This is a genomic window from Blautia sp. TF10-30, from assembly GCF_003481245.1.
Taxonomy (GTDB): Bacteria; Bacillota; Clostridia; order Lachnospirales; family Lachnospiraceae; genus Fusicatenibacter; species Fusicatenibacter saccharivorans.
In genome coordinates, this window is the sequence record NZ_QUKM01000003.1 from 228,673 (window position 1) to 252,873 (window position 24,201).

Sequence of the window (24,201 nt, forward strand, 5' to 3'; positions counted from 1 at the left end):
TGTTCTCCTCTTTCCTGTTAGCAGGAAACGCCGGACTTTTCCGGTCCGGCGTTTCTCTTTTTATGGTTTTTGCTGCTTTTATTTATTTTTTGTCTTATTCTGTACTGCTTTGGACGGCACATATTTGTTTTTTCCAACGTGCTTCATCACATACCACAGGGCACCTGTGATGCAGACAGAAGTGTAAGCTCCGCATACGATACCAACCATCAGAGGTGCTGCAAAGTCGCGGATGGAAGAAACTCCCATCACGAACAGAACAAAGATGGTGATAAAGGTGGTGAGGGAACTGTAAATGCTTCGGGTCAGGGTGTCCGTGATGCAGCGGTCAACCAGGGACTCGATCGGCTCTCTCTTTAACTCCGGCAGATTCTCACGGATACGGTCGAAGATGACGATCGTACTGTTGATGGAATAGCCGAGGATCGTCAGCATACACGCGATAAAGGTGCTGCCGACCGAAATACGGGATACCACATAGAATCCGAATACAATGGCGATATCGTGCATCAGTGCAAGGATGGCACTCGATGCGAAACGGATGTCGCGGAAACGGATCCAGATGTACAGCAGCATGCAGACTACAGCGATGATAACTGCTTTCATCGCATTCTGGCTCATTTCTTTACTTACAGTAGAAGAAATGTTGTCGAAAGTGATTTCAGAAGTATCGACACCGAAATTGTCTGCCATTGCCTGGTAAACCTGCTCACGCTCTTCCAGAGTCAGAGAACGTGTTTTGATGATGACATTGTTGCCTCCGACAACCTTTGTCATCTGAATATTGGAATCTTTTGTCACGCCTTCCACAACCGGCTCTACCTCTTTGTCCAGCTCTTCGATGGAGTAATCCTCGTTGAACGGAACGTTGATGGAAGTACCGCCCTTGAAGTCAAGGCCGAAGTTCAGTGCGCTTCCCTTTGTCTGATGCATGAAAATCATGCTGGCCGGAACGGCAAGCAGCAGAATGCAGGAGATCGTGAAGAAGATCTTTCTCTTTTCCACAAATGGAAATCCCTTGCGCTCTTTCTTGGTTCCGTAGTATTTCGCATCCTTCAGTCCCATACCGTACAGGCTGTTGACCAGCAGTCTGGAAACAACCATGGCGCTGAACATGGAAAGAACAATACCAAGAGCAAGTGTCATGGCGAATCCGCGGACACTTCCGCTCGCAAGCGCATACAGAACAGCTGCTGCAATCAGGGTCGTCACGTTTCCGTCCAGGATGGCAGAAGCTGCCTTCTTGAATCCGTCGCGGATTGCCGCATGAACCGTCTTTCCGGCACCGATCTCCTCCTCGATACGGGCATAAATGATAACGTTCGCATCGACCGCCATACCGATCGACAGGATAACACCTGCGATACCAGGCAGGGTCAATGTCAGGTCAAATGCATTTAAAGCAATCAGATTCAGCTCAACATAGATGAGCAGTGCCCATCCGGCAGCAATACCAGGCAGGCGATATACGATTGCAAGGAAAAGGATAATCAGTACAATGCCGATCGCTCCCGCTTTTACGCTGGTGGAAACAGCTGCAGATCCAAGCTGTGCTCCAACGACGCTGGAGTTGATCTCCTCAAGTTTCAGGGAAAGGGAACCGATACGGAGGGTGGATGCCAGGCTGGTTGCTTCATCCCAGTCCATGTTTCCGCCGGAGATGACTGCAGTACCATCGGAAATCACAGCGTTTACACTCGGTACACTGACGAATTTTTCATCATAGTAGATACCGATGCTCTTTCCTGCGCTGTAGGCTTCCTGGGTTGCGTCTGCAAATTTCTGTTTTCCTTCGTCGGTCATTTTCAGCTGAACGACGCTCTCGGTTGCTTTTGTGGTGGAGTTCTGCTGATGCATGGCTTCTGCGCTCTCCACATCTTTACCGGTCAGAACGACGGAGCCGTCCTCCTCGAGCTCTTCGATAGTTTTTCCGTTCAGAACGTACTCGCCGGTCGAGCTGTCGTAGGTGTAGTTTTCTGTTCCGTCATCGTTGGTCTGTTTGATGAAATACAGGCTTCCCGGTTTACCCATCTCTTCCAGAATGGTGGTTGCATCGGTTGCACCCGGGATTTCAATGGTGATACGGTTGTCGCCCTGCAGATATACCTGTGCCTCTTCGCTGTACTGCTGCGCACGCTGTTCCAGCTTGTAGCGGGTATCTGACATTTCTTCGTCTGTCGGGTTGTCCTTTACGGCCTGATAGGTAATGCTGACACCGCCGGACAGATCCAGACCCAGGTTGATGTTCTTCATCGAACCGGTTCCGGTAGGACCCCATCCTTTGATCATCGTCCATCCAAGAAGCACTGTTACAATGGCTGCCAGGACGAGTGCGATGATACTCTGTTTCTTCTTCATCATGTCGCGATTTTCCTCTTTTCTTTAATCTTCGGCCAGAGCTGCCTTTATCATCAATGCACACTCGATCCGTTTCTGCTGCATCTTGCATCCGATCTCGTAAACATCGTTGATCTTACCTGTGAAATTGTAGGAGTTTGCCGCGCATCCGCCGCTGCAGTAGAACCGTGCAAAGCACTGGCTGCACTCCTTCTTGGAATAAACGTTGCATTTTTTGAATTCGTTGACAGTTTCTGTCTTTTTCACGCCTTCGTAAACATTTCCGAGGCAGAAATCTTCCTGTCCTACGAACTGGTGGCACGGATAGAAATCGCCCCACGGTGTTACCGCAAGGTACTCGGTTCCGGAACCGCAGCCGGAAAGACGTTTATAAACACATGGTCCGCCGGTCAGATCGATCATAAAGTGGAAGAAATTGAAGCCTCTTCCCTCTTTTTCTCTCTTGATCATCTCTCTTGCCAGAATGTCGTACTGTTCGAAGATCACCGGAAGGTCTTCCTCACGGATCGCATAGTCCTCGGTCGGAGGCGCTACAACAGGCTCAACCGAGATCTGCTTGAAGCCGAGGTCTGCCAGATGGAGAACATCAGCTGCAAAGTCTGTGTTGTAATGCGTGAAGGTTCCGCGCACATAGTATTTATCCTGATGACGAAGCTCAGCGAATTTTTGGAATTTCGGCACGATCAGATCGTAGCTTCCGGCACCTTTGCGGAACGGACGCATGTGATCGTGAACTTCTTTTCTTCCGTCGATACTTAATACGACGTTGCCCATCTCTTTATTGCAGAACTCCATGACCTCGTCGTTTAAGAGAACACCGTTGGTGGTCAGGGTGAAACGGAAGTTCTTGTTATGTAACTTCTCCTGTTCTCTTCCGTAGGCTACGAGCTGTTTTACAACATCCCAGTTCATCAGCGGTTCACCGCCGAAGAAATCTACCTCGAGGTTTCTTCTGCTGCCGGAGTTTGCGATCAGGAAATCAAGCGCTTTTTTGCCGACTTCCAGGGACATCAGTGCACGTCTTCCGTGATACTCGCCCTCTTCTGCGAAGCAGTAACGACAGGCAAGGTTGCAGTCGTGTGCAATGTGGAGGCAGAGTGCTTTTACGACGGTCGGACGGTTGGAAAACTGATCAATTGCGTTTTCGTAAATGTCTTTTGTAAAGAGCATGCCGTTATCTGTAAGTTCCTGAATTTCTTCTCTGGCTTCGGTGATGTCCTGCTCGGCATATTTACTGCTAAGCGCCTCTGCTGCCTCTTCTGCATTTTTTCCTTCGTTCATGCAGGAAAGGACATCGTATACGCAGTCATCCACAACATGGACGGAGCCGCTGTTGACGTCCAGCACCATGTTGAAGCCATTGCTTTTATATAAATGTATCACTGTGGTATTCCTTTCTATAACTCTCTCTTTTTTTGATGTGCCTGGCAAAAAGAATGTTCCCAAATCCGGCGAAACCGGTTCTGGGAACACCTTTTACTCGTCCTTATGGATTACTTTTACTTATGCTCGCAGCTCTGGTTGCCTACGGTGCAAGAAGTCTTACATGCGGACTGGCAGGATGTCTGGCACTCACCGCATCCACCTTTTTTTACAGTGTTCTGTAAGCTTTTTGTATTTAAAGTTTTGATGTGTTTCATGGCACATTCCTCCTTCATTGTAGTTGACGCGCGACTTTTTTATAGTCTTCGGCCATTAGCTCTTCCCATTATAGCATAGGTTTTTCAAATTTAAAAGTCTGTTTTTTGAAAAAATGTTCTGTTTTGTCCGCTTTTATCTGCCGTGTGCCGTCATTCCGCCTGCCATTCCGCCGACGGCACAGACTGCTGCCGCCCACAGAAGTCTTCCGGCTCCGGCAAATCCGCCCGGCAGGAAGACTGCGGAGACGATGATCAGAATGGCAAAATACACGATTCCAAAGCAGATGCCCCAGAGAAACCGCCGTTTTCCCGCCATGTTTCCTGCCATTCTTCCGCCGGAAAAGCTTGATGCCAGATAGATCACCACAATGCCCGCCTGCACCCAGCTTTCCTTCCAGGAAAATTTCCAGAGCAGGAAAGACAACAGCAAAAGAAGAAGCACCGAGATCAGATAGGAAACGAGAAGAGCCTTCAGCCAGCCGATCCCGCTGCCCGCACCCACCGCCCATGTTTTCTTTTCTTCCATAAGAAAAAGCCCTCCCATACTGTAAATGTATGGAATGGCTTTTCCGGATATGCCTGTTTCTTTATTCTTCGTCAAACGGATGATTCTTTTTGAATTCCAGCCATGCGGCCATGCTCTTTGCGCGTTTTGCCTGCATCTGAAGGAATGCCATGCAGAACATAACGGCTGCAGAAAGTGCGGAGCTGATCGCCAGCGGAAGCACCATCGTCTCATCGCCGGTGTTGACCGGGATGCTGCGGATGCTTACAGTGGTCTGTGTCTTCTTCTGCGGAATCTTTGTGCTTCCGGTATTGGAATTGGAAGAGCTGTTGTTACTGCTGCTCTTCGACGGTGTGGCTGTCGGAGTCGGAGTGGATGTCTTATTCGTTCCGTAGTTGTCCGGTCCTACAAGGATCGTTCCTGCGGCACGCAGCGTACTTACGTCATCGGCTGCACTTGCTGTCATTTCACCTGCACTCAGGTTGGATTTCTGCTCTGCAGCTGCAAGCAGTTCATGCTCGCCTTCGTCCGCCGTCTCAGCTTCTGCTGTTTCCGTCTGCTCCTCTGATACAAGGCTTCTGGACAGACTTACTGCCACCGGCTGGATCAAAAGAGAGACATTGGAGATCAGATAGCCGTCTTCTGTGCTGTCCGTACCGGATGGATTGGAAATTTCATCGAAATTTTTTACGGTTTCGTTTTCTTTCTGAATTTCATCTTTTACAAGGTCATCCAGATTTTCATCCTGTTTCCACTGGTCCGATGATGCATCATTTCCCGTTCCGTTCTGGTTATCCTGGTTTGTATCGTCCTGGTTTGTATCATCTGCTGCAAGATCGTCTTTTGCTGTATCATCCGGGGCAGGTGTCACGGTTGGATCTTCTGCCGGAGTTTCCGGATTCTCCGGATTTTCACTGTCATCGGTATTCTCGCCCGGTGCTGTCGTCGGAGTTACTTCCGGCGTTACGGTCGGTTCCGCATCCGGTGTCGGCGCTGCCGTTGGTGTATCCCCTGTATCTTCTCCGTTGTCCGCATCCGGTGTCGGAGTTGCCGTTGGTTCCTCCGCCGGCGTTACGGTCGGCTCTGCGTCCGGCGTTTCCGTCGGTTCTGCGTCCGGGGTCACCGTTGGTTCTGCGGTCGGCTCTGCATCCGGCGTTTCCGTCGGACCCGGAGTTGGTGTTACGGTATCTTCTGCCGCATCCGGTGCCGGAGACTCGCCTGGCGCAAGCGTTGGTGTTTCCGAAACCGTTTCTTTTGCTTTTTCTGCTGCCAGAACAGCCTCATATCCGGCTTCTGTCACCACGATTTCATCTGCCGCAAAAACGGTATCTGTTACTCTTCCCCTGAAGTCTGTTTTCTGCTGTTTCTTTCGATACGTTTCCAGCTCTTTTTCATCCATTCCGACGAATACCAGATATTTTTCTGCTGCTTCCTCCGCTGCCGTTTTGCTGGTATCTGCAGCAGTGTTTTTTTCGGTTGTTTTCCCGTCCGCCTGCAGTTCTGCCGCTGCAACTGCAAGAAGCTCCTGTGCTTTTTCCACGGTTTTTACTGCTGTCTCTGCCGTTGTACCGTCTGCCGTATCATCGCCGGTTTTCAGATTCACATAAACGGCTGCCCGTTTTGTCTCTGTACCGTTCTCCGTTCCGGAGACAGTTTCGTTCTGTACTGCGCTTTTTTCCGTTCCTGCCGATGCGCTGGCACGGAGCGGAACTGCATCGGAAAATACCAGTGTGCCCGCAAGGACAGCACCCATCACTTTCCATGCCTGTTTTTTCTTCATTGCGTTTCTCCTTATGTTCTCTTGGTCTATCCTAAAAAAATCTGTCTTTTTGTGTCATAATTTCGCATTACAGCATTATAGCACAAGAAAGAATCCCGCGCAAGGCTGAAGTCGCCTTGAAACGCGGGATTCGTGAATCACTTTCTTACGCAGTGAAACAGCAAGTGTTTCACTGCTGGGTGAACAGTAACGCGGGATTCTCATCTGCTTTTATCGCTTTTTAGTTTGTTTCCATTCTCGTTGTCGTGAGCTGATCCGGGGATAAATTCAGGATTTCCATAAACTCATCACCTGTGATCGTCTCTTTCTCATACAGATATTTTGCCAGCTCGTGGAGTTTCGGCATGTTATCTTTTAAGAGCTGCTCTGCTTTGTCGTACTGTTTTCTGACTGCTGCAACAACCTTCTCATCAATCTGTGCTGCTGTCGATTCGGAGCATGCCAGGGAAGTGTCACCGCCGAGGTACTGGTTCGTTACCGTCTCAAATGCAACCATACCAAATTCCTCGTTCATACCGAAGCGGGTGATCATGGCTCTTGCCACCTTCGTTGCCTGCTCGATATCGTTCGAAGCACCTGTCGTGATGGAATGGAACACCAGATCCTCTGCCACACGGCCGCCGGTCAGGGTTGCAATTTTATTTTCCAGCTCTTCACGGCTCATCAGATTATGCTCATCTTCATCCACCTGCATCGTATAGCCGAGGGCGCCGGACGTACGCGGGATAATGGTGATCTTCGTAACCGGAGCAGAATGGCTCTGCAGTGCTGCGACGAGTGCATGGCCGACCTCGTGGTAGGAAACGATCAGTTTCTCTTTGTCGGTCATGATCTTATTCTTCTTCTGGTATCCGGCGATGACAACCTCAACGCTCTCCTCCAGATCCGCCTGGGTGACGAATTTTCTTCCATCACGGACGGCACGGAGTGCTGCCTCGTTGATCATATTGGCAAGTTCTGCACCAGAAGCACCGGATGCCATACGTGCGATCGCATTGTAATCGACATTGTCGCCCACGCGGATGTTTTTCGCATGGACTTTCAGGATTTCCTCACGGCCTTTTAAGTCAGGCAGTTCAACCGGCACACGGCGGTCGAAACGGCCCGGACGAAGAAGTGCCGGGTCCAGGGAATCCGGACGGTTCGTCGCTGCCAGAATGACAACGCCTTTCTTTCCATCGAATCCATCCATCTCGGCAAGCAGCTGGTTCAGGGTCTGCTCACGCTCGTCGTTTCCGGAGAATCCGCCGCCGTCACGTTTTTTGCCGACGGTATCGATCTCATCGATAAAGACGATACACGGTGCTTTCTCATTTGCCTGCTGGAACAGGTCACGCACCTTCGCAGCTCCCATGCCGACGAACATCTCGACAAACTCAGAACCGGAAATGGAGAAGAACGGAACATTTGCCTCTCCGGCTACTGCCTTTGCAAGCAGCGTTTTACCGGTTCCTGGAGGGCCGACAAGCAGTGCTCCTTTCGGCATTTTTGCACCAATTTCTTCATATTTTTTTGGATTATGCAGGAAGTCAACAATCTCCTGTAAAATTTCTTTTGCCTCATCCTCTCCGGCAACATCTGCAAATTTAATGCCGGTTTCGGACTGTACATAAACCTTGGCGTTGCTCTTTCCAAAGCTCATCGCATTTCCCATGCCGCCCATCATCTTGCTCGTCATGCGTTTCATCAGCCACTGTCCGAGCGCAACCATCACAACGATCGGTATTACCCATGTTAAAAGAAATTCCATGAGTGGCGACATCTGCTCTATGATCGGCGTTCCGAATTCGGTAATACCTGCCTCATATAAACGATCTACCAGCTTGTAATCATTCATCACACCCGTCTTATAATAATTCGCCGGGCTTGATTTGTCGCTGAAAATAATCTCATTTGACTGGATCTGGACTTCGCTGATTTCGTTGTTATCTACCATCTGCAAAAATTTTCCGTAATCAACTTCTGTTACTTTGGGCTCGAGAAGTCTCGGGAAAAGCAGAAGATTTAACAGCAGAATGACGATCAGCGCAATTACATAATAAAAAATTATGGGTTTTTTCGGTTTTTGCACCTGCTTCATCTGTATCCCCTCCTGTTTCTTGATTTTCTTTCTTTTTTAGTAGCATAAACTTTTCTTTCGCTAAAATCAATCAAATTCTGACATTTCATGAAACTTTTATACTTTTTTATATTTTCGCTATAGAAAGGTAAGTTTCTTGCTTTTCCATCTGTTTTCGGCTATACTTGCGAAAGACTGGGAAAGTCTCTTTTTGAAATTTTGCCCCGAAATGACAGGGTTCATTCGATAAAAAAGCTATAGAAACGGAGGTTTTGTGTATGGGACACAGGTTTACATATGTGATTTCGCCGGAGGAGGAACGGGAAAATCTGACTGTGGAATGGTTTCTCCGCCGGCATGGATATTCGCGCCATATTATTACGGGCTTAAAACGCACAGAGGACGGCATTTTCCGAAACGGCGTCCGCGCCTGGACGAGCCAGGCCGTGCACGCCGGGGATGTGATCGAAACGCACCTTGTCGAAACAGAACCCTCCGACGGAATTCTGCCGCGGCCGGTTCCGTTTTCGGTTGTGTATGAGGATGACGACATCCTCGTTGTGGATAAACCCGCTGATACGCCGATTCATCCGTCGATTGGAAATTATGAAAATACGCTGGCAAACGGCATTGCATGGTATTTTGAACAGAAAGGTGAACCCTTCGTCTACCGCTGCATCAACCGCCTCGACCGCGACACCACCGGCCTTATCGTGCTCGCCAAGCACGCCTTAAGCGCCGCCGTCCTCTCCCATGCCATGCGCTCCCGCGAAATCCACCGCACGTATCAGGCCTTCGCCCTCGGCGAAACCGCTGCATCCGGCACCATCGACGCCCCGATCGCCCGCCTCGACGGCTCCCTCATCCAGCGCACCGTCGACTTTGCCTCCGGCGAGCGCTCCGTAACCCATTACCGCACCCTCGCGCACTGCTCCGTTTTCTCCCACCTCGAACTCAATCTCGAAACCGGCCGCACCCACCAGATCCGCGTCCACATGGCTTACATCGGCCATCCGCTGCTCGGCGATACCCTCTACAACAAAACTCCCGGCACTTTCCCCCGCCAGGCACTTCACTCTGCATCGCTCTCCTTCGTCCATCCGATCACCGGAGAACCCTTAAACTTCCACGCACCACTGCCGGAAGATATGCAAAACCTGCTGACATAAACCAACCCCCGTGAGTTGCCGCTCACGGGGGTTTTGTTGTCCCTGATGGAACTGTCATGTCTTTTTGCCGGTGACATTGTATCATACACAAAATTTAGTTTCAATCATCATTTTCATACAGTTCTGATTCTCGGTACTTCATCGATATGCAAATATTTGCTGATGCATTTCACAATCACATCATGATCCGAAACCTGTCCCATGCCGGACACTGCTACGGTTGCCACAACGCCGACTTCTTCCACGCAGATCGGAAAACCTCCGCCCAGCATTGCGTATTCCTTCGGGTCCAGTACCATCTGTTTTACGCTCTCCGGCGCATTCGTCGCTGCCATGTAGAGCTGCAGCGAACTCCGCTCCGTCAGAAGCACCGAATTGCTCTTCCGTCTCATCAGCTCCACATTGTGCGGCGTAATGCCGTTATCACAATACTGGAATACAACTTCCCCGTTGCTTCTGCGGATCATGATGCCAACCTGCGCTCCGCGCCGTCTTGCCTCCATCAGGATCATCGTTCCCAGTTCCCATGCGTCTGCATTTGTAAAATGCGTAAACTGCAGAATATCCTCCTGCATATCGAGCACTTTCATCAGTTCATCCATTGTCATTGTCATACTTTTGCCCCATCCTTTCTGCCATTTTATATTTTTTTAGCTTTTCGCCCCTCGTTTTCTGACTTTCAGTTTATCATTTTCCCAAATTCAAGTCAAGCCAGCCACCCCCGGCATTGGCTAACACGATATCACCGAAAAGCAAAAATTCCACGCCGCAGAAGTTCCCTCCCACAGCATGGAATTTCTCATTTTTATTTTTCTACCATAATACACTTCCGCGGGCAGTTCTCTGCGCAGAGGCCGCAGCCCGTACATTTTACCGGGTCGATCTCCGCGCGCTGGTCCACAACGTGAATTGCATCCGACGGGCAGTTCTTCTCGCACTTCTTACATCCGATACAGCCGATCTCACACGCTGCCATCACCGCCTTGCCCTTCTCGGTTGAGCGGCATTTCACCGTGATCTTCTGCTCATACGGAATCAGGTCGATCAGATTTCTCGGACAGGCCTTCACGCAGGCACCGCATGCCTTGCACGCTTCGCCGTCCACAACGGCAATGCCGTTTTCAATATGGATCGCATCAAACTTACATGCCTTCACGCAGTTTCCAAAACCAAGACATCCGTTTCCGCAGCTCTTCGGACCGCCGCCCGGTACAAAACCGGCGTAGGAGCAGTCCCTTGCACCCGTGTATTCATACTTGTTCTTTGCCACGTCACACGTACCGGCGCACCGTACCACTGCTTTTCTGCGCTCCTGTGCTCCGGCTTCCTGTCCCATAATGGCACCGATCGCTGCCGCAACCGGCGCTCCGCCGACCGGACAGACCGAAATCGGGGCTTCACCCTTTACCACTGCAGCCGCCGCTCCGTCACAGCCCGGGTAACCGCAGCCGCCGCAGTTGTTGCCCGGCAGCGCTTCACGGACCTTCGTCTCGCGCTCGTCCACTTCCACATAAAACTTCTTTCCGGCAATTCCAAGGAGAATACCAATCAAAAGGCCGGTTCCACCCACCATCAGGGTGGCTGCTAAAATACCATTCATCTCTTCATCCCTCCTAGATCATTCCGGAAAATCCCATAAATGCCATTGACATCAGCATAGCCGTAAGAAGAACGATCGGCATTCCTTTGAATGACTCCGGGATATCGTTGTACTCCATCTTTTCCCGCAGGCCGGCCATCAGCACCATGGCAATCGTAAAGCCGATTGCGGTTGCCAGACCGTAAACCGTACCCTGCAGAATCGTGTAATCCTTCTGTACGTTGATGAGTGCCACACCGAGTACCGCGCAGTTTGTTGTAATCAGCGGAAGGTAAACGCCGAGCGCTCGGTACAGAGACGGAATCGTCTTTTTCAGGAACATCTCAACGAGCTGTACCAGCGCCGCGATGACAAGAATGAAAACGATCGTTTTCAGATAATCAAGTTCTGCCGGTGCCAGGATAAATTTGTAAATCAGACTTGTCACAAATGAAGAAATCGTGAGGACAAAAATAACCGCTCCGCCCATGCCGGCCGCCGTATCCATCTTTTTGGAAACACCGAGGAACGCACAGATGCCGAGGAACTGGCTTAAGACAACGTTGTTCACCAGCGCAGCACCGATGGCAATCAAAATCAGTTCTTTCATTTCGCTTCCTCCTTTCCTTTCACAGCCTGGCAGTATGCCTTATTGGCGCATGCCATACAGCCGGTCTCTTCTGCCGGGACTGCCGGTTTTCCGGTTTTCTCTGACTTCTGGCGTTTGATGCGGTTCTGCACCGCAACGAGCATTGCCAGCACAAGGAATGCACCCGGCGCCATGATGAAGATGTTTACCGGCTCGTAAGCACTCGGCATTACCTGGATACCGAACAGGGTTCCGGCTCCGATCAGCTCACGGAACATACCGATCAGGGTCAGGCCGACGGTAAATCCAAGGCCCATGCCGATACCATCAAATAAAGACGGGATCGGACCATGTTTTCCAGCATATGCCTCGGCGCGTCCCAGGATGATACAGTTTACAACGATCAGCGGGATGTAGATGCCAAGGGCGGAATAGAGTGCCGGAATAAAACCTTCCATCAAAAATTCCACGATGGTTACAAACGATGCCACAACAACGATGTATGCTGGCATACGCACGCCGTCCGGGATGATTTTCCGAAGCAGGGAAATCATCAGGTTGGAGGCGGTCAGGATGACCATCGTCGCAAGGCCCATGCCGATACCGTTCTTTGCAGAAGTGGTAACCGCAAGCGTCGGACACATACCCAGCATCATGACGAAGGTCGGGTTTTCTTTTATGATACCATTATAAAGCCGTTCCAGCGGCGTATCTTTTCTCATGAGTTCCCTCCCTCTCCGGAAAGCAGACCGGATTCGTTGCAGTAGTTAAAACAGCAGATTCCTGCATTGACACCGTTTGTTACAGCGTTCGTTGTCAGAGTTGCTCCGCTCAGCGCATCGATTTCATCATCCGCGGATGCGCCGGATTTTGTGTAGGAGAATGCTTCTACGTTTTTATCCTTGAACTGATTCTTGAAATCGTCTGTGTCGGCACGCATACCAAGGCCGGCCGTCTCGGAAAGTGACAGGAAAGAGATTCCTTTTGTCGTTCCGTCCGATGCAATTCCCATCGAGAACTGCATGCCGCCGCCATAGCCTTCAGTTGTGGAGATGATCTCAACCAGGCCGATCGTCGCGCCGGATGCGTCTTTTGCAAGCAGCAGCTCATCTATCGTCTGGGCATTAAAATCGTGGCCGGTTAATGCTGCCGCAAGCTCTGCCTTTTCTGCATCGCTCATCGTTACTTCTTCAAAGGAAGCTGCCTCCGGGAATACATTCTGGCAGGATTCCTGTTTTTCTTTCTCCTGCTGCTTCTGAATCGGCTCCAGGGTTACCTGATGTGCCGCCCCGAGAAGCAATCCGGCAATCAGCGTGATCGCCGCAAGAATCAGTGCGTTTTTTATGATTTTGTTCATGCTTTTTTCTTGCCTCCTCTTCCGAATCCAACCGGCACGGTCACGCGCTCAATAAGCGGAACCAGAAGGTTGGTAAAGATGATGGCATAGGAAACGCCCTCTGCCGAATTTCCAAAGATACGGAATACACCGGTCAGAAGTCCTAAAATGACCGCGTAGATATACTGTCCCTTCTTTGTGATCGGACGGGTAACGTAATCGGTTGCCATGAACCATGCGCCGAGCATCAGACCACCGCCAAAAAGATGCGCGCCAAGGAAGTTGATATCAAAACCGTGGCCGCCGAAAATCAGGGCAAATAAAAGCTCTGTTCCGATGTAGATGAGCGGAATGTTGAGGTCAATCACATGAATGCAGACAAGGAAAATGCCGCCAATCAGAAGGGCCAGTGCGGAAGTCTCACCGATCGTTCCGGCCGTATTCCCAAGGAACATGGACAGCAGATTCACCTGCTCTCCTGCTTTTGCTGCGGCAAGCGGTGTCGCACCGGATACGGTATCCACAAGATGTGCGGCTGCCGGGGCAGCGAAGTTGGTCATATGACCCGGGAAGGAAATCAAAAGGAAGCATCTTCCTGCAAGCGCCGGGTTCATAATGTTCTGGCCAAGACCGCCGAAAAGCTGTTTTACGACGAGAATTGCAAACACACCGCCGATCACCGGCATCCAAAGAGGCGCCTGCACCGGCATGTTCATGGCCAGCAGAAGGCCGGTTACCAGTGCACTGCCGTCGGCAATCGTCACCGGTTTCTTCATTCCTTTTTCATACAGATATTCCGTCAGGGGACAGACTGCCATCGAAATCGCAATCAAAAGCAGTGCCCGAAGGCCGAAATTCCAGACTCCCACGCAGGCTGCCGGGGCAAGGGCAAGCAGGACGGCAAACATGATTTTATCCGTCGTTACCTTGGACCGTGCGTGTGGGGAAGATGATACGTGTAATAATCCATTCATATGTAAGGTCCCCCTATTTCTTCTTTCTCTTTGCCAGAAGCACTTTACGCATTGAGCTGATCTCCTGCGTCAGCGGACGTCTTGCCGGGCAGATAAAGGAACAACAGCCACATTCACAGCACTCCATTCCGCCATATTTCAGAAACTTCTCTTCCTCACCGTGCTCCGCAAAAACAGAAAGGCGGGCCGGAAGAATCTGACCCGGACAGACGGAAACACAGCGTCCGCAGTTGATGCAGGCAGATGGTGCCAGCGCAGATACTTCATCCTCCGTAAGGCAGGTCAGTGCAGATGTTGTCTTGGTAACAGGAACATCCATTGTAAACAATGCTTTTCCCATCATCGGGCCGCCGCAGATGATCTTGGCTGCCTCGTTTTTTAGACTGCCTGCCTGCTCTAAAAGTTCGGATAGGAGCATGCCGACCGGCACTTCAAAGTTGCACGGATTCTGTACGGCATCTCCTGTCACGGTAACGATACGGCTCATCAACGGTTCGCCGAAGCGGACTGCCTGGTAAATAGCGGTCACGGTATCGATGTTATCCACGATACAGCCCGCGTCCGCCGGCAGCATGGAGGAATTTACCTTTCGTCCTGTTGCTGCATAGATCAGCATACGCTCGGCACCCTGCGGATATTTCGTTTTGAGCTCCAGAACCTCAATGTTGTCCCCAGGAAGTACCAGCTCACGGAATTTTGTGATACAGTCCGGTTTGTTGTCCTCAATGCAGATGATTCCCTTTGCTTTCGGGAACATATGCAGCATGATTTTTAAGCCTCCGATCACCTTTTCCGGCTCTTCGAGCATTCTGCGGTAGTCGCTCGTCAGATACGGCTCACACTCTGCTCCATTGACGAGAATGTGGTCAATCGCTGACGGATCTTTCGGGGATACTTTGACGTGTGTCGGGAAGCCTGCACCTCCCATTCCCACGATTCCGGCCTCTTTGATCTTGTTCCGGATCGTATCTGCGTCGAGTTTTTCCCAATGAGGGCACTCCTCAAATGCTTCTTTTTCATACAGCCCGTCGTTCTCCACAACGATACAGTCTACCTGGGAACCGGCTGCGGAAATTTTTTTCTCAATTCCTTTTACCGTGCCGGAAACCGATGCGTAAACAGGAGCCGAAACAAATCCTCCCGCTTCTGCGATTTTCTGTCCCGCTTTTACATGGTCGCCTTTTTGTACGATCGGCACAGCAGGCGCTCCGATGTGCTGTGACACTGCGTAATACAATAAGTTGCCCGGCTGCGCTTTGACAATCGGTTTGTCCTTGGAGAGCTCTTTTCCCTCGTACGGGTGAACGCCGCCATGAAAAGTATTTCTTTTCTTCTGAAACATGCTTTTCACCTCATCCTTTCTCTTTTCTATGCTGCATTTATCAATTCACAGCCTTTTTTCGGTTTTTTATGCAAAAAAGGCTGGTGCATTGCCCTGATTATTTCGGTTATTCATATCGGACTTCTTTTAACAGGAGTCCGCATGCCGGTGCAAGAAAACCCGCACTTTCGCGATTTTTTGCTTTGAGAAGCTCCGTCATTGATGCGATATCCCGTTTTCCCATCCCGGCCTCCACAAGTGTTCCGGTCAGAATCCGCACCATGTGGTACAGAAAACCGGTTCCGGTATAGGAAATGATAAGAATCCCGTCTTTCTCGCAGAAATCAATTCCGGTAATCGTCCGTACTGTCGATTTTTTCATACGTTTGTTGGCACAGAAGCTCCTGAAATCATACGTTCCGACAAACGCTTTCGATGCTTCTTTCATTTTTTCCACATCGAGCGGTGCTTCCGGAAAATACACGTATTTCCGCTCGAAAACATGCTTTCTGCCATCGATCACGATACGGTATTCGTATGTTTTGTCCACCGCATTCAGACGGCTGTGGAAGCGCTCCGGCATCCGCGCGAGGCTGGTAACTTCGATGTCTTCCGGCAGATAATGGTTGATTGTCTGCAGAAGTTCTTCATCGGATAGACCCGTATGAAACTTTGCATTTGCGACCTGTCCCGCCGCATGGACGCCGGCATCGGTTCTGCCCGCGCCGTGGATCTCCACCGGCTCTCCTGCGATCCTGGACAGCAGCGTTTCGAGCTTGCCCTGAATCGTGTTGTCCGTATTTCCCTGCTTCTGCCAGCCGTTATAGCGCGTGCCATCGTACTGCAGGATCATTTTATAATTCATCTTTTTCTTCCTTCCTCTGTCCTGTTCTTCCTCTTCCTTTCAAATCATTTTTCTCCAGAAATGGGCTTTTCAGAACCATTTTCTTCTTTACAAAGTGGCAGCTTATCATTTGGCATCCATGCTTTTCTCAATCAAAAAGCTCCGTAACGCTGGACTTCGCGCAAGATTTGCTTCAAACAGCACCACTTCTGCTCCGCCCGGAAAGCTGTTCTGTAAAAATTCAGCGGCACGGCGGATCTGCAGTTTCACATCCTTTACTTCCTTCTCCACTTTTTCCTGTTCCAGTTCACATACCGTTTCAAAAAGCTCTTTCATCTGATCCGAATCGGTTTTGCGACATTTTTTAGCGGTCTCCTCGAGTTTTTTTAACTTTTTCAAGACCCGCGCATTCGTTTCTTCCTCGTCCTTTTTCAGCAGTCCCTGCTTTTTGCACACTGCAAATCCCTGCTCTTTCTGTTGTAGCCAGGATGCGTATGTCTCATCTTTTTTCTGCCTGCAAAGCCCGGTAAACTGGCGAAAGCACTCGGAGAACTCCTTTGCCGTATGCTCCTGCTTCTGGCAGCCGGATGCCTCTTTCTGAAGTGCCGCATGAAACAGAGACAGCAGTACAGATCGCTCTTCTGCGGAACCATTTGCCGCCATCTTCTGTTTTTCTGCCATGATTTTTCCGGAAAATGCACCGGTCAGAATCTCCTCTACACCGTAATCCTGTCCATATTTTTCGTAAATCCTGTAGTACGAGCTGAATTCCTCCGCCGTCTTTTCTTCCTGCAAATATTGTCCGATCAGTGCTTCGTCGACCGGAAAATGCAGGATTTCATAACTTTTCAGCACTACCGACAAATCCTCCCAGCCGCGTGCTGTCACAAAACGCTTCTCATCCGCTTCCTGCGAAACAGAATAAAAATGGTCACTGTGTGCCATAAGGTACGTTGTCACGGCGCTGTGGATCTGATTTTTCTCTGCGTAGGAGAGCCAGACGGAAAGCTCGGGAAGCACCTCGATCTTCCGCACACGGTCAAGCGTTGCCACATCAAATTCCCGCACAGATTTATTATATTCCGGCGGATTTCCGGCGGCCACGATCAGCCAGTCATCCGGGATGTGCTGATTGCCAAATTTTTTGTCCTGCAAAAGCTGCAGCATTACCGGAGCGAGGGTCTCGGAGACGCAGTTAATTTCATCGAGAAAGAGGATACCCCGCTTCTTTCCGGTCTGCTCCATGCAGTCATAGATCGAGGCGATGATCTCGCTCATCGTGTATTCCGTTGTATGTACCATTTTCCCTTCGATTCCACGTGTGCAGATCTCCGGAAGGCCCATGGCACTCTGACGCGTATGGTGTGTCATCGTGTAGGCGACAAGCCCCACACCGCACTCTTCTGCGATCTGCTCCATAATTGCCGTTTTTCCGATGCCCGGCGGGCCGATCAGGAGAATGGGACGCTGCTGCCGGAGCGGAACCAGTGGAAAACCAATTTCATCTCTTGCAAAGTATGCGCGCAGGGCTGTTTCAATTGTCTCTTTTGCTTCTTGTATGTTCATATGTTCTCTCTTATCTTATGCGCTCTTTATGTACTCTCGAAATCTTTCTGTGTTTGATTTTGCGAGATGCTTTTTTGTCAGTTGTGTTCAAAGAGTACATTCTTCTGTCAGCAGTTTTTTTGCCCATTTGGGGACAAGATTCATTTTTTCGGTCTGTCTGACAAAGACGAATGCCGTCTCGTAATCGGGCTTTTGTTCGGGATAAATTCCGTCTCCGTCGGTAAAATAGATCAACGCTTTTAAGTTTCGGAATACATGCTGTTTCCGCAACTCTTCCACTTTCTGAAAGACAGGACGGAAATCGGTTCCGCCTCGGCCCTTGATGATAATTGTTTCACGGTAAGCTTCCCATTCTTTCGGTGAATGGATCATCGTGACATCCTGCACGAAGCTGTCGCACTGGATCAGGCAGACGTTCCATCGGGAAAAGAAGTTTTCTTTTTCTTCAAGAATGCTGCGCGTCTCACCAAGGAACTTTGCTACAATTTCTTTTTTGCACGAACCGGATGTGTCGATCGCGATAACCAGCTCTTCGAGACGGTTTCCCTCGCGCGTCTCCGGCGGCTCGATGAAAGGGAAATTTCCGTAATACATAAGCCCATAATGGTAAGCGACTGGATCGAAGCTGTCGAGATCCAGCTCCATTTCCTCGCGGGTAACGGTAAAGCGTTTCAGGAAGCGGCGGTAATCGTACGCTCTTTTTTCGATCCCGGACAGGGTTTCTTTTTTTCCACCACGGTTCTGGCCTCGCCGCAGGCCGCCGGTGCCGTAGTTTTCCGCCAACTTGCGGGAAGCACGTTTCCAGACTGATTGAAAAGACTCGATAAGTTCCAGTTCTTTTCCCGGCACCAGCCATGAAACCGGAGACTGTTTTTCTTTTTCCGGCATCAACCATGAAACCGGGGGCTGTTCTTTTTTTTCCGGCTCCAGTGTTTCTTTCCCAAACCGGCGGATGCATTCCAGCAGCAGGTGCTGATAGCCTTCCTTGAGGAACGATGAATTTTCGGCACACATGCGGAGTACAAAATCGGAGTTAAAATATATCGTATGACCGTCGGATGTGATGGCTTTTGTCCTGTCGGATGGCTGATGCTGAAAGAAAAGAATCGCTTCACCAAGTTCCGGGTACAGCCAGCAGAGGTTTTTGCGGGCTTCTTCGAAAAGCCGGAGCGCCAGCGCTTCTTTTTCTTTTGTGGGCTTTTCTTTTTGAAACGCAGCTTCTGTTTTTCTGCTTTCCGTATTCTCCTGCATCGGATCCTGTGAGCTCCGGTTCAGGAGAATGCGGAAGGCCTGCCATTTCTGCTGGTCGGCAGCAAGGTTGAGAAAACGTTTTCGGTCTGCATCGGACAGCCATCCGGTCTGCAGAATACGTTCCAGCTTTGAAAAATCATCCTCACGAATCAGCATTTCGACAGCGGGACGGATGCGTTTCCGCAGGTATGCGGTATATGCGGCTCGCTGTTCTTCCGGAAGATCCTGCGATTCACAAAAGCCGGAAAGTGCAGCCCGGAGGCGCTGCTGTTCAGATGTCGTCGTTCTGAAACTACTCCAGTCATCCATTTTATTCACTCCCTTACTCGCCGCGTTTTCTCACTTGCACTCAATCTTACGCTGCCGCGTAAGCGACATTCGTCGTTCGCCAATTGAAAATAAATTTTCGTTTGACTCACTTGCACTCAATCTTACGCTGCCGCGTAAGCAACATTCGTCGTTCGTCAACTGAAAATAAATTTTCATTTGACTCACTTGCACTCATTATATCGTCATTTTTGAGCATTGACAATGTTGGATCGTGTTATTTTTTTCACACTTTTACCATATTTTTATGATATACTTGATATTATAAAATACGATTGCAGTCGTAAAAGCGCAAAGGAGATCCTTTTTATGAACAAAGAAAACAGAAAAGCTGCCAGGGAACGGCGTGCCAAAGAGCGGGAGCACGAAGCGAAAGTAGCGCATTACAAAAAGATCTGGAGCTGGGCCGGACCAGCTCTGATTGTCGTTGTGATCGTCGGCCTTATTATTGCCAGCGTACTCGATTCCAAACGACTCTCTGTCAAAAGTGCCTCGGAGGATACCTCCACAGCCTCATCGGCCGCATCCGCCTCATCAGCCTCCACTTCGGCTTCTGCCTCTTTGCAGACCGACACTTCCCTCACCATTGAGGACGGTGATACCGTCAATATCGACTATGTCGGCTCCATTGACGGCGTGGAATTCCAGGGAGGAAACACAAAAGGAAACGGCGCTGATCTTGTGATCGGTTCTCATACTTACATCGATGACTTTGAAGAACAGCTCATCGGTCATCACCCGGGCGACAGCGTAGATGTAACCGTCACTTTCCCGGAAGACTATGGAAAAGACGAACTCAACGGAAAAGAAGCTCTTTTCAAAGTTACCGTCAACGGCATTTATAAATAGAACAGCAAAAAAGACATCCTCCACAGATTTTCCGTCTGCGCCGGATGTCTTTTTCTCATCGTTTTTTGTTAAGTTTTTTTCAAAGCCGCGCTGATGTTTTAAAAAAAGTACATCTTTTTATTCCACAATTTTGTAATACGCCCGCGCCGTCAGCACATAGACGATCAGGTAAACCACGGCAAACGCCGCAATCGTAATCGCTGTTGCAGCTAGGAACAGATTGCTGTCCGGGAAATTCAGCATTGCCATGATACGCCTGGTCAATGGAAACGCTACCATTGTATGCACCACGGCCACCGCGAGCGGCAGGAAAAAGACCGTTACCACCTGTGACTGAATCGTCTGACGGATTTCTTTGCGGCTCATGCCGACCTTCTGCATAATCTGGAACCGTTTTCGGTCATCGAAGCCTTCTGAAACCTGCTTGTAATAGATAATCATAACGGCACCCATCAAAAACAGCGCACCGACGAAAACACCTAAAAACAGAAGTGAACCATACAGACTGTAAACCGTATTGCGCTCTTTTTCGCGCACTTCCACCCATCCGTTAAAAGATGACTCCGTCAGTATCGTCTCAATCTCATCTCCAACTGTGATCTGTTCGCCAGCATCCCCGATAAGATCCAGAGCATATTCCCAACTGTATCCTTCTGGCTCCTTTCCCTGCACAGCCGCATACGCTTCCTTTGCTTCATGGTTCCGCGTCACCACCGTCATTGTCTCATACACCTGCGTCTTCTCATCCAGAATGTACGATTTTTTATCGGTATTCCATTTTTTTACTTCATACATCTGATTTCCCAGTTCAATCGTGTCATATCCATAATTTTTCTGTTTTGCCTGAAAAACCAGAGCCTGCCCTGGTTCCAGCTCTACCTGTTCGCCGGTTACCTGATTGTACTCCGACTCTTCCATGATTTTTATCAGTGTGCTCGCCGCAGCATCATCTGACTGTGTTTTTTCTACTTTGTTTCTATCTACAGCAGCAAGCATAACATAGTATCTCTGATCACTTTCATACTTTTTTCTGAGCTGCTTTTCTTCCAGATGCTGATCAATCCCAGTTTTCACTTCCTCTATCATCTTCTGACTGACCGGCTCCACCGTCTTCATAATGCCGCTCACGCCAGTATTTGCTTCGATCGAAATCTGATGTGGAAACCGCGTATAGGTAACCTCCTCAATTCCCGTCCACAGACATGTGCTGATGGAGATAACCAGAAGCACACCCGTTGACAGAATACAGATATTCGCAAGACCGACCGCATTTTGCTTCATGCGGTACAGCATGCCCGAAATGCTTGTAAAATGGCGTGTCTGGTAATAGTAATTCTTGTTTTTCTTCAGAATTTTCAAAAATGCAATACTTCCAGCAGAAAACAGGCAGTACGTTCCCACCATAACCAAAGCGATTGCATTAAAAAACTTATCAAGTGCATCCATCGAGGATTGGCAGGTCAGAGCCAGATAATAGCCAACACCAAGAAGCATGAATCCAAGAACCGCCGTCAAAAGCTTCGTTTTCGGTTCCCGCTCACCCTGCGCGCCGCCGTGCAGCAGTTCGACCGGCTGTGAGACGTGGATCTGGCGAAGGCTTAAGAGAAAATTGATCACAAAAGTCAGGCCGAACAGCAGCATCGTACTTCCCACGGCTTTTGCACTGAACGCAAAACCAATTGTTCCGTTCAGTCCGGTCAGCTTCATCAGCACCAGAAACAGCAGGCGGTACAGCAACACACCGAGCAGAATACCGATTCCAAGCGATGCCGCCCACAGATACAGACTCTCAAAAAAGAGGATCTTCGCCAGATGCTTTTTCTCCATGCCGAGAATCTGGAACAGACCGAACTCTTTTTTTCTTCTTTTTGCCAGAAAACTGTTGCTGTAGATCAGAAAAATCACCGCGAACAGGCCAATGATATAGGTTCCCATCCCCATCACTGTCAGGATCGTATCTTTTCCGATCATGGAATCAAAGCCACTTCCCTGCGCCAGTGTATCCATGATAAAAAACATCACCACCGTGCCGATGCATGACAGCAGATACGGAAGAATATTCTGACGGTTTTTGCTCAAATTTGTTTTTGCCAGTCTGGCATACAGCAGATTATTCATCCCGTTCACCACCCGTCGCAAGAATTGTCAACGTATCGGAGATCTTCTGATACATCTCATCGCGCCCTAAAGAACCGCGATACAGCTGGTGGAAGACCTCGCCGTCCTTGATGAACAGCACACGCTTCGCCGAGCAGGCCGCCTTCACACTGTGCGTTACCATAACAATCGTCTGGCCCTCCTCGTTGATCTCCCCGAACAGTTTCATGAGGCCATCCGCTGCATGGGAATCGAGCGCGCCGGAAGGCTCATCCGCAAGAACCAGCTCCGGATTGGTAATCAGCGCACGCGCAACGGCTGCACGCTGCTTCTGTCCGCCGGACACCTCATATGGGTATTTATTGAGGATCTGGGTGATGCCGAGTTTTTTCGCAATCGGCTCTGCCCGAAGACTCATCTCCTCGTATTTTTTTCCTTCCAGCACGAGCGGCAAATAAATGTTGTCACGCAGGGAAAAGGTATCGAGCAGGTTGAAGTCCTGGAACACGAAACCTAAATTTTCGCGGCGGAATCCGGCAATCTCCTTCTCCTTTAATTCGCCGAGATTCTTTCCATTTAACCGCACCTGTCCGCCGGTTGGCTTGTCTAGTGCTGCGAGCAGGTTCAGAAGCGTCGTTTTTCCGCTTCCCGATTCGCCCATGATTGCAACAAATTCGCCCCGTTCCACTGTAAAATTAACGTCTTTCAACGCTTCCACCCGGTTGCTGCCAAGGCGCGTGGTATATGTTTTTTTCAGATGTTCTACTTCCAGAATTGCCATGTCACATTTTCCTTTCTGTCTGAACTGTTTTCTTAATTGACAAGGCTTATTATACCCGTCCGCGCCCTCTTCTGCCTTAGGATCATCTTACAAAAAGACCGGCAACCTTACATTTCTGTAAGATTCCCGGCGAAGCTCTCTATGTACTACAGGGATACGGTATCCAGCCCAAGATACACCTTCGTTCCCACTCCCATCTCCGACTCGATGCGGATGGTATGCGAAAGTTTCTCCATGATCTGGCGGCACAGATACAGTCCGATGCCCGTTGACCGCTTGTCTGCGCGGCCGTTGCAGCCCGTGTAGCCTTTTTCGAAAATCCGCGGCAGATCCTCCGGCGCAATGCCGATGCCGGTGTCCTCAATCACCAGCGTTTTTGGTGCATCCGGTGACAGATAGATGTGAATGCTTCCACTTTTCGTGTATTTCAGCGCATTTGACAGAATCTGCTCCAGCACAAAGACGAGCCATTTTTCATCTGTCAGCACCTCGCAGTGCACCGGCTCGTAGGAAAGGATAATCTTCCGGCGGATAAAAAGCGGAGCATATTTCCGCACAGCCTGGCGGATCAGCGCATCCAAATCGTACCTTGCAAAGACAAGATCCGATGTCATTTTTTCCATGCGCAGGTACTGCAGCGCCATCTGCACATACTGCTCCGTCTGGAAAAGTTCGCTCTGCATTTCACGCGAAAACGGCGTATCCTCCTCCTGCAGAAGCAGCCGCATCGCCGCAATCGGCGTTTTGATCTGATGGGTCCACATCGTGTAATACTCCATCATATCGCGGTATTTCTGCTCCATCTTAATCTGTTCTTCCTGAAACTGCCGCTCATAGGATGCGATGATCTGCTGGTAATCCCGCGCCAGAAGCCCGTCCGCCTCCGGAAGCGCTTCTGTTTTGCCCTGCGGTTCGGCGGCAAGGAGTGCTAAGACCAGATGATGTTTCCGGTACTTCCCATAATGAAAGCAAAAACCTGTGGCTCCGACAGCAGCCATCAGCACGATCATATAAACGGTGACATCCTGCGGCACATTGCGCAGAAAACAGAGGAGTGAAAATACTCCTATAAAAGCGGCAATCCGCACGGCCGATGCAAGATGCTCTTTCAAATACCAGTTAAGAAGTGTAACCTCCTGCCGGATTCCCTCTTTCTGTTGTTCCATCCTCTTTCTC

21 protein-coding genes are annotated in these 24,201 nt (G+C 49.9%); 2 read left to right on the forward strand and 19 right to left on the reverse strand.

From position 1 onward, the window contains the following. Positions 1–78: 78 nt before the first annotated feature. From secD to ftsH, 6 genes are all read right to left on the reverse strand, one after another. Positions 79–2,358, reverse strand: coding sequence for a protein translocase subunit SecD (gene secD / locus DXD02_RS04990; protein WP_117509424.1), 2,280 nt, complete (start codon positions 2,356–2,358; stop codon positions 79–81). Positions 2,359–2,382: 24 nt separating this feature from the next. Beyond that, positions 2,383–3,741, reverse strand: coding sequence for a thioether cross-link-forming SCIFF peptide maturase (gene scfB / locus DXD02_RS04995; protein WP_117509255.1), 1,359 nt, complete (start codon positions 3,739–3,741; stop codon positions 2,383–2,385). A 116-nt stretch (positions 3,742–3,857) separates the two neighbouring features. Continuing rightward, a complete protein-coding gene (gene scfA / locus DXD02_RS05000) occupies positions 3,858–3,998 on the reverse strand; it encodes a six-cysteine ranthipeptide SCIFF (protein ID WP_022461131.1) in 141 nt (46 codons plus the stop codon). Positions 3,999–4,131: 133 nt separating this feature from the next. Continuing rightward, a complete protein-coding gene (locus DXD02_RS15375; protein ID WP_022461130.1) occupies positions 4,132–4,524 on the reverse strand; it encodes a TIGR04086 family membrane protein in 393 nt (130 codons plus the stop codon). Between the two features lie 61 nt (positions 4,525–4,585). After that, the gene (locus DXD02_RS15380) at positions 4,586–6,283 is read right to left on the reverse strand and encodes a hypothetical protein (protein WP_158580103.1); all 1,698 of its coding nucleotides are present in this window, start codon (positions 6,281–6,283) and stop codon (positions 4,586–4,588) included. Positions 6,284–6,503: 220 nt separating this feature from the next. Further along, positions 6,504–8,363, reverse strand: coding sequence for an ATP-dependent zinc metalloprotease FtsH (gene ftsH, locus DXD02_RS05010; protein ID WP_117509257.1), 1,860 nt, complete (start codon positions 8,361–8,363; stop codon positions 6,504–6,506). A gap of 257 nt (positions 8,364–8,620) precedes the next feature. Between ftsH and DXD02_RS05015 the strand changes: the two genes are divergently transcribed. Next, the gene (locus DXD02_RS05015) at positions 8,621–9,511 is read left to right on the forward strand and encodes an RluA family pseudouridine synthase (RefSeq protein ID WP_117801737.1); all 891 of its coding nucleotides are present in this window, start codon (positions 8,621–8,623) and stop codon (positions 9,509–9,511) included. A 113-nt stretch (positions 9,512–9,624) separates the two neighbouring features. Here the strand turns inward: DXD02_RS05015 and DXD02_RS05020 are convergent, their stop codons facing one another. From DXD02_RS05020 to DXD02_RS05065, 10 genes are all read right to left on the reverse strand, one after another. Beyond that, positions 9,625–10,125 (reverse strand): heme-degrading domain-containing protein, encoded by a 501-nt coding sequence (locus DXD02_RS05020; protein WP_022461366.1) that lies wholly within the window; start codon positions 10,123–10,125, stop codon positions 9,625–9,627. Positions 10,126–10,316: 191 nt separating this feature from the next. Next, positions 10,317–11,111 (reverse strand): RnfABCDGE type electron transport complex subunit B, encoded by a 795-nt coding sequence (locus DXD02_RS05025; protein ID WP_118666472.1) that lies wholly within the window; start codon positions 11,109–11,111, stop codon positions 10,317–10,319. A 13-nt stretch (positions 11,112–11,124) separates the two neighbouring features. Further along, a complete protein-coding gene (rsxA, locus tag DXD02_RS05030) occupies positions 11,125–11,700 on the reverse strand; it encodes an electron transport complex subunit RsxA (RefSeq protein WP_022461368.1) in 576 nt (191 codons plus the stop codon). Further along, positions 11,697–12,401 carry an electron transport complex subunit RsxE gene (gene rsxE, locus DXD02_RS05035; protein WP_022461369.1) on the reverse strand — a complete coding sequence of 235 codons (705 nt, stop codon included), beginning with the start codon at positions 12,399–12,401 and terminating at the stop codon, positions 11,697–11,699. Before rsxE ends, rsxA begins: the two co-directional genes overlap by 4 nt. Beyond that, positions 12,398–13,036: an FMN-binding protein gene (locus DXD02_RS05040; protein ID WP_118666473.1), complete on the reverse strand. Its 639-nt coding sequence runs from the start codon at positions 13,034–13,036 to the stop codon at positions 12,398–12,400. The genes rsxE and DXD02_RS05040 overlap by 4 nt, the downstream gene beginning before the upstream one ends. Next, positions 13,033–13,989, reverse strand: coding sequence for an RnfABCDGE type electron transport complex subunit D (locus DXD02_RS05045; protein WP_117509260.1), 957 nt, complete (start codon positions 13,987–13,989; stop codon positions 13,033–13,035). Before DXD02_RS05045 ends, DXD02_RS05040 begins: the two co-directional genes overlap by 4 nt. A gap of 13 nt (positions 13,990–14,002) precedes the next feature. Then, on the reverse strand, positions 14,003–15,331 hold the full coding sequence (rsxC, locus tag DXD02_RS05050; protein ID WP_118666474.1) for an electron transport complex subunit RsxC: 1,329 nt from the start codon (positions 15,329–15,331) through the stop codon (positions 14,003–14,005). Between the two features lie 106 nt (positions 15,332–15,437). Beyond that, positions 15,438–16,175 (reverse strand): tRNA pseudouridine(38-40) synthase TruA, encoded by a 738-nt coding sequence (gene truA, locus DXD02_RS05055; RefSeq protein ID WP_118666475.1) that lies wholly within the window; start codon positions 16,173–16,175, stop codon positions 15,438–15,440. Between the two features lie 105 nt (positions 16,176–16,280). Then, on the reverse strand, positions 16,281–17,720 hold the full coding sequence (locus DXD02_RS05060) for an ATP-binding protein (protein ID WP_118666476.1): 1,440 nt from the start codon (positions 17,718–17,720) through the stop codon (positions 16,281–16,283). An 87-nt stretch (positions 17,721–17,807) separates the two neighbouring features. Further along, positions 17,808–19,280 carry a vWA domain-containing protein gene (locus DXD02_RS05065; RefSeq protein ID WP_118666477.1) on the reverse strand — a complete coding sequence of 491 codons (1,473 nt, stop codon included), beginning with the start codon at positions 19,278–19,280 and terminating at the stop codon, positions 17,808–17,810. A gap of 327 nt (positions 19,281–19,607) precedes the next feature. Here DXD02_RS05065 and DXD02_RS16050 point away from each other — a divergent pair, with 327 nt between their 5' ends. Further along, complete coding sequence (locus DXD02_RS16050; RefSeq protein ID WP_330425650.1) at positions 19,608–20,147, forward strand: FKBP-type peptidyl-prolyl cis-trans isomerase; 540 nt, start codon at positions 19,608–19,610, stop codon at positions 20,145–20,147. Positions 20,148–20,264: 117 nt separating this feature from the next. Here the strand turns inward: DXD02_RS16050 and DXD02_RS05075 are convergent, their stop codons facing one another. From DXD02_RS05075 to DXD02_RS05085, 3 genes are all read right to left on the reverse strand, one after another. Beyond that, positions 20,265–22,265: an ABC transporter permease gene (locus DXD02_RS05075; protein ID WP_117509265.1), complete on the reverse strand. Its 2,001-nt coding sequence runs from the start codon at positions 22,263–22,265 to the stop codon at positions 20,265–20,267. Then, the gene (locus DXD02_RS05080) at positions 22,258–23,025 is read right to left on the reverse strand and encodes an ABC transporter ATP-binding protein (RefSeq protein ID WP_055219485.1); all 768 of its coding nucleotides are present in this window, start codon (positions 23,023–23,025) and stop codon (positions 22,258–22,260) included. The genes DXD02_RS05075 and DXD02_RS05080 overlap by 8 nt, the downstream gene beginning before the upstream one ends. 146 nt (positions 23,026–23,171) lie before the next feature. After that, complete coding sequence (locus DXD02_RS05085) at positions 23,172–24,191, reverse strand: sensor histidine kinase (protein WP_118666479.1); 1,020 nt, start codon at positions 24,189–24,191, stop codon at positions 23,172–23,174. Positions 24,192–24,201 lie beyond the last annotated feature (10 nt).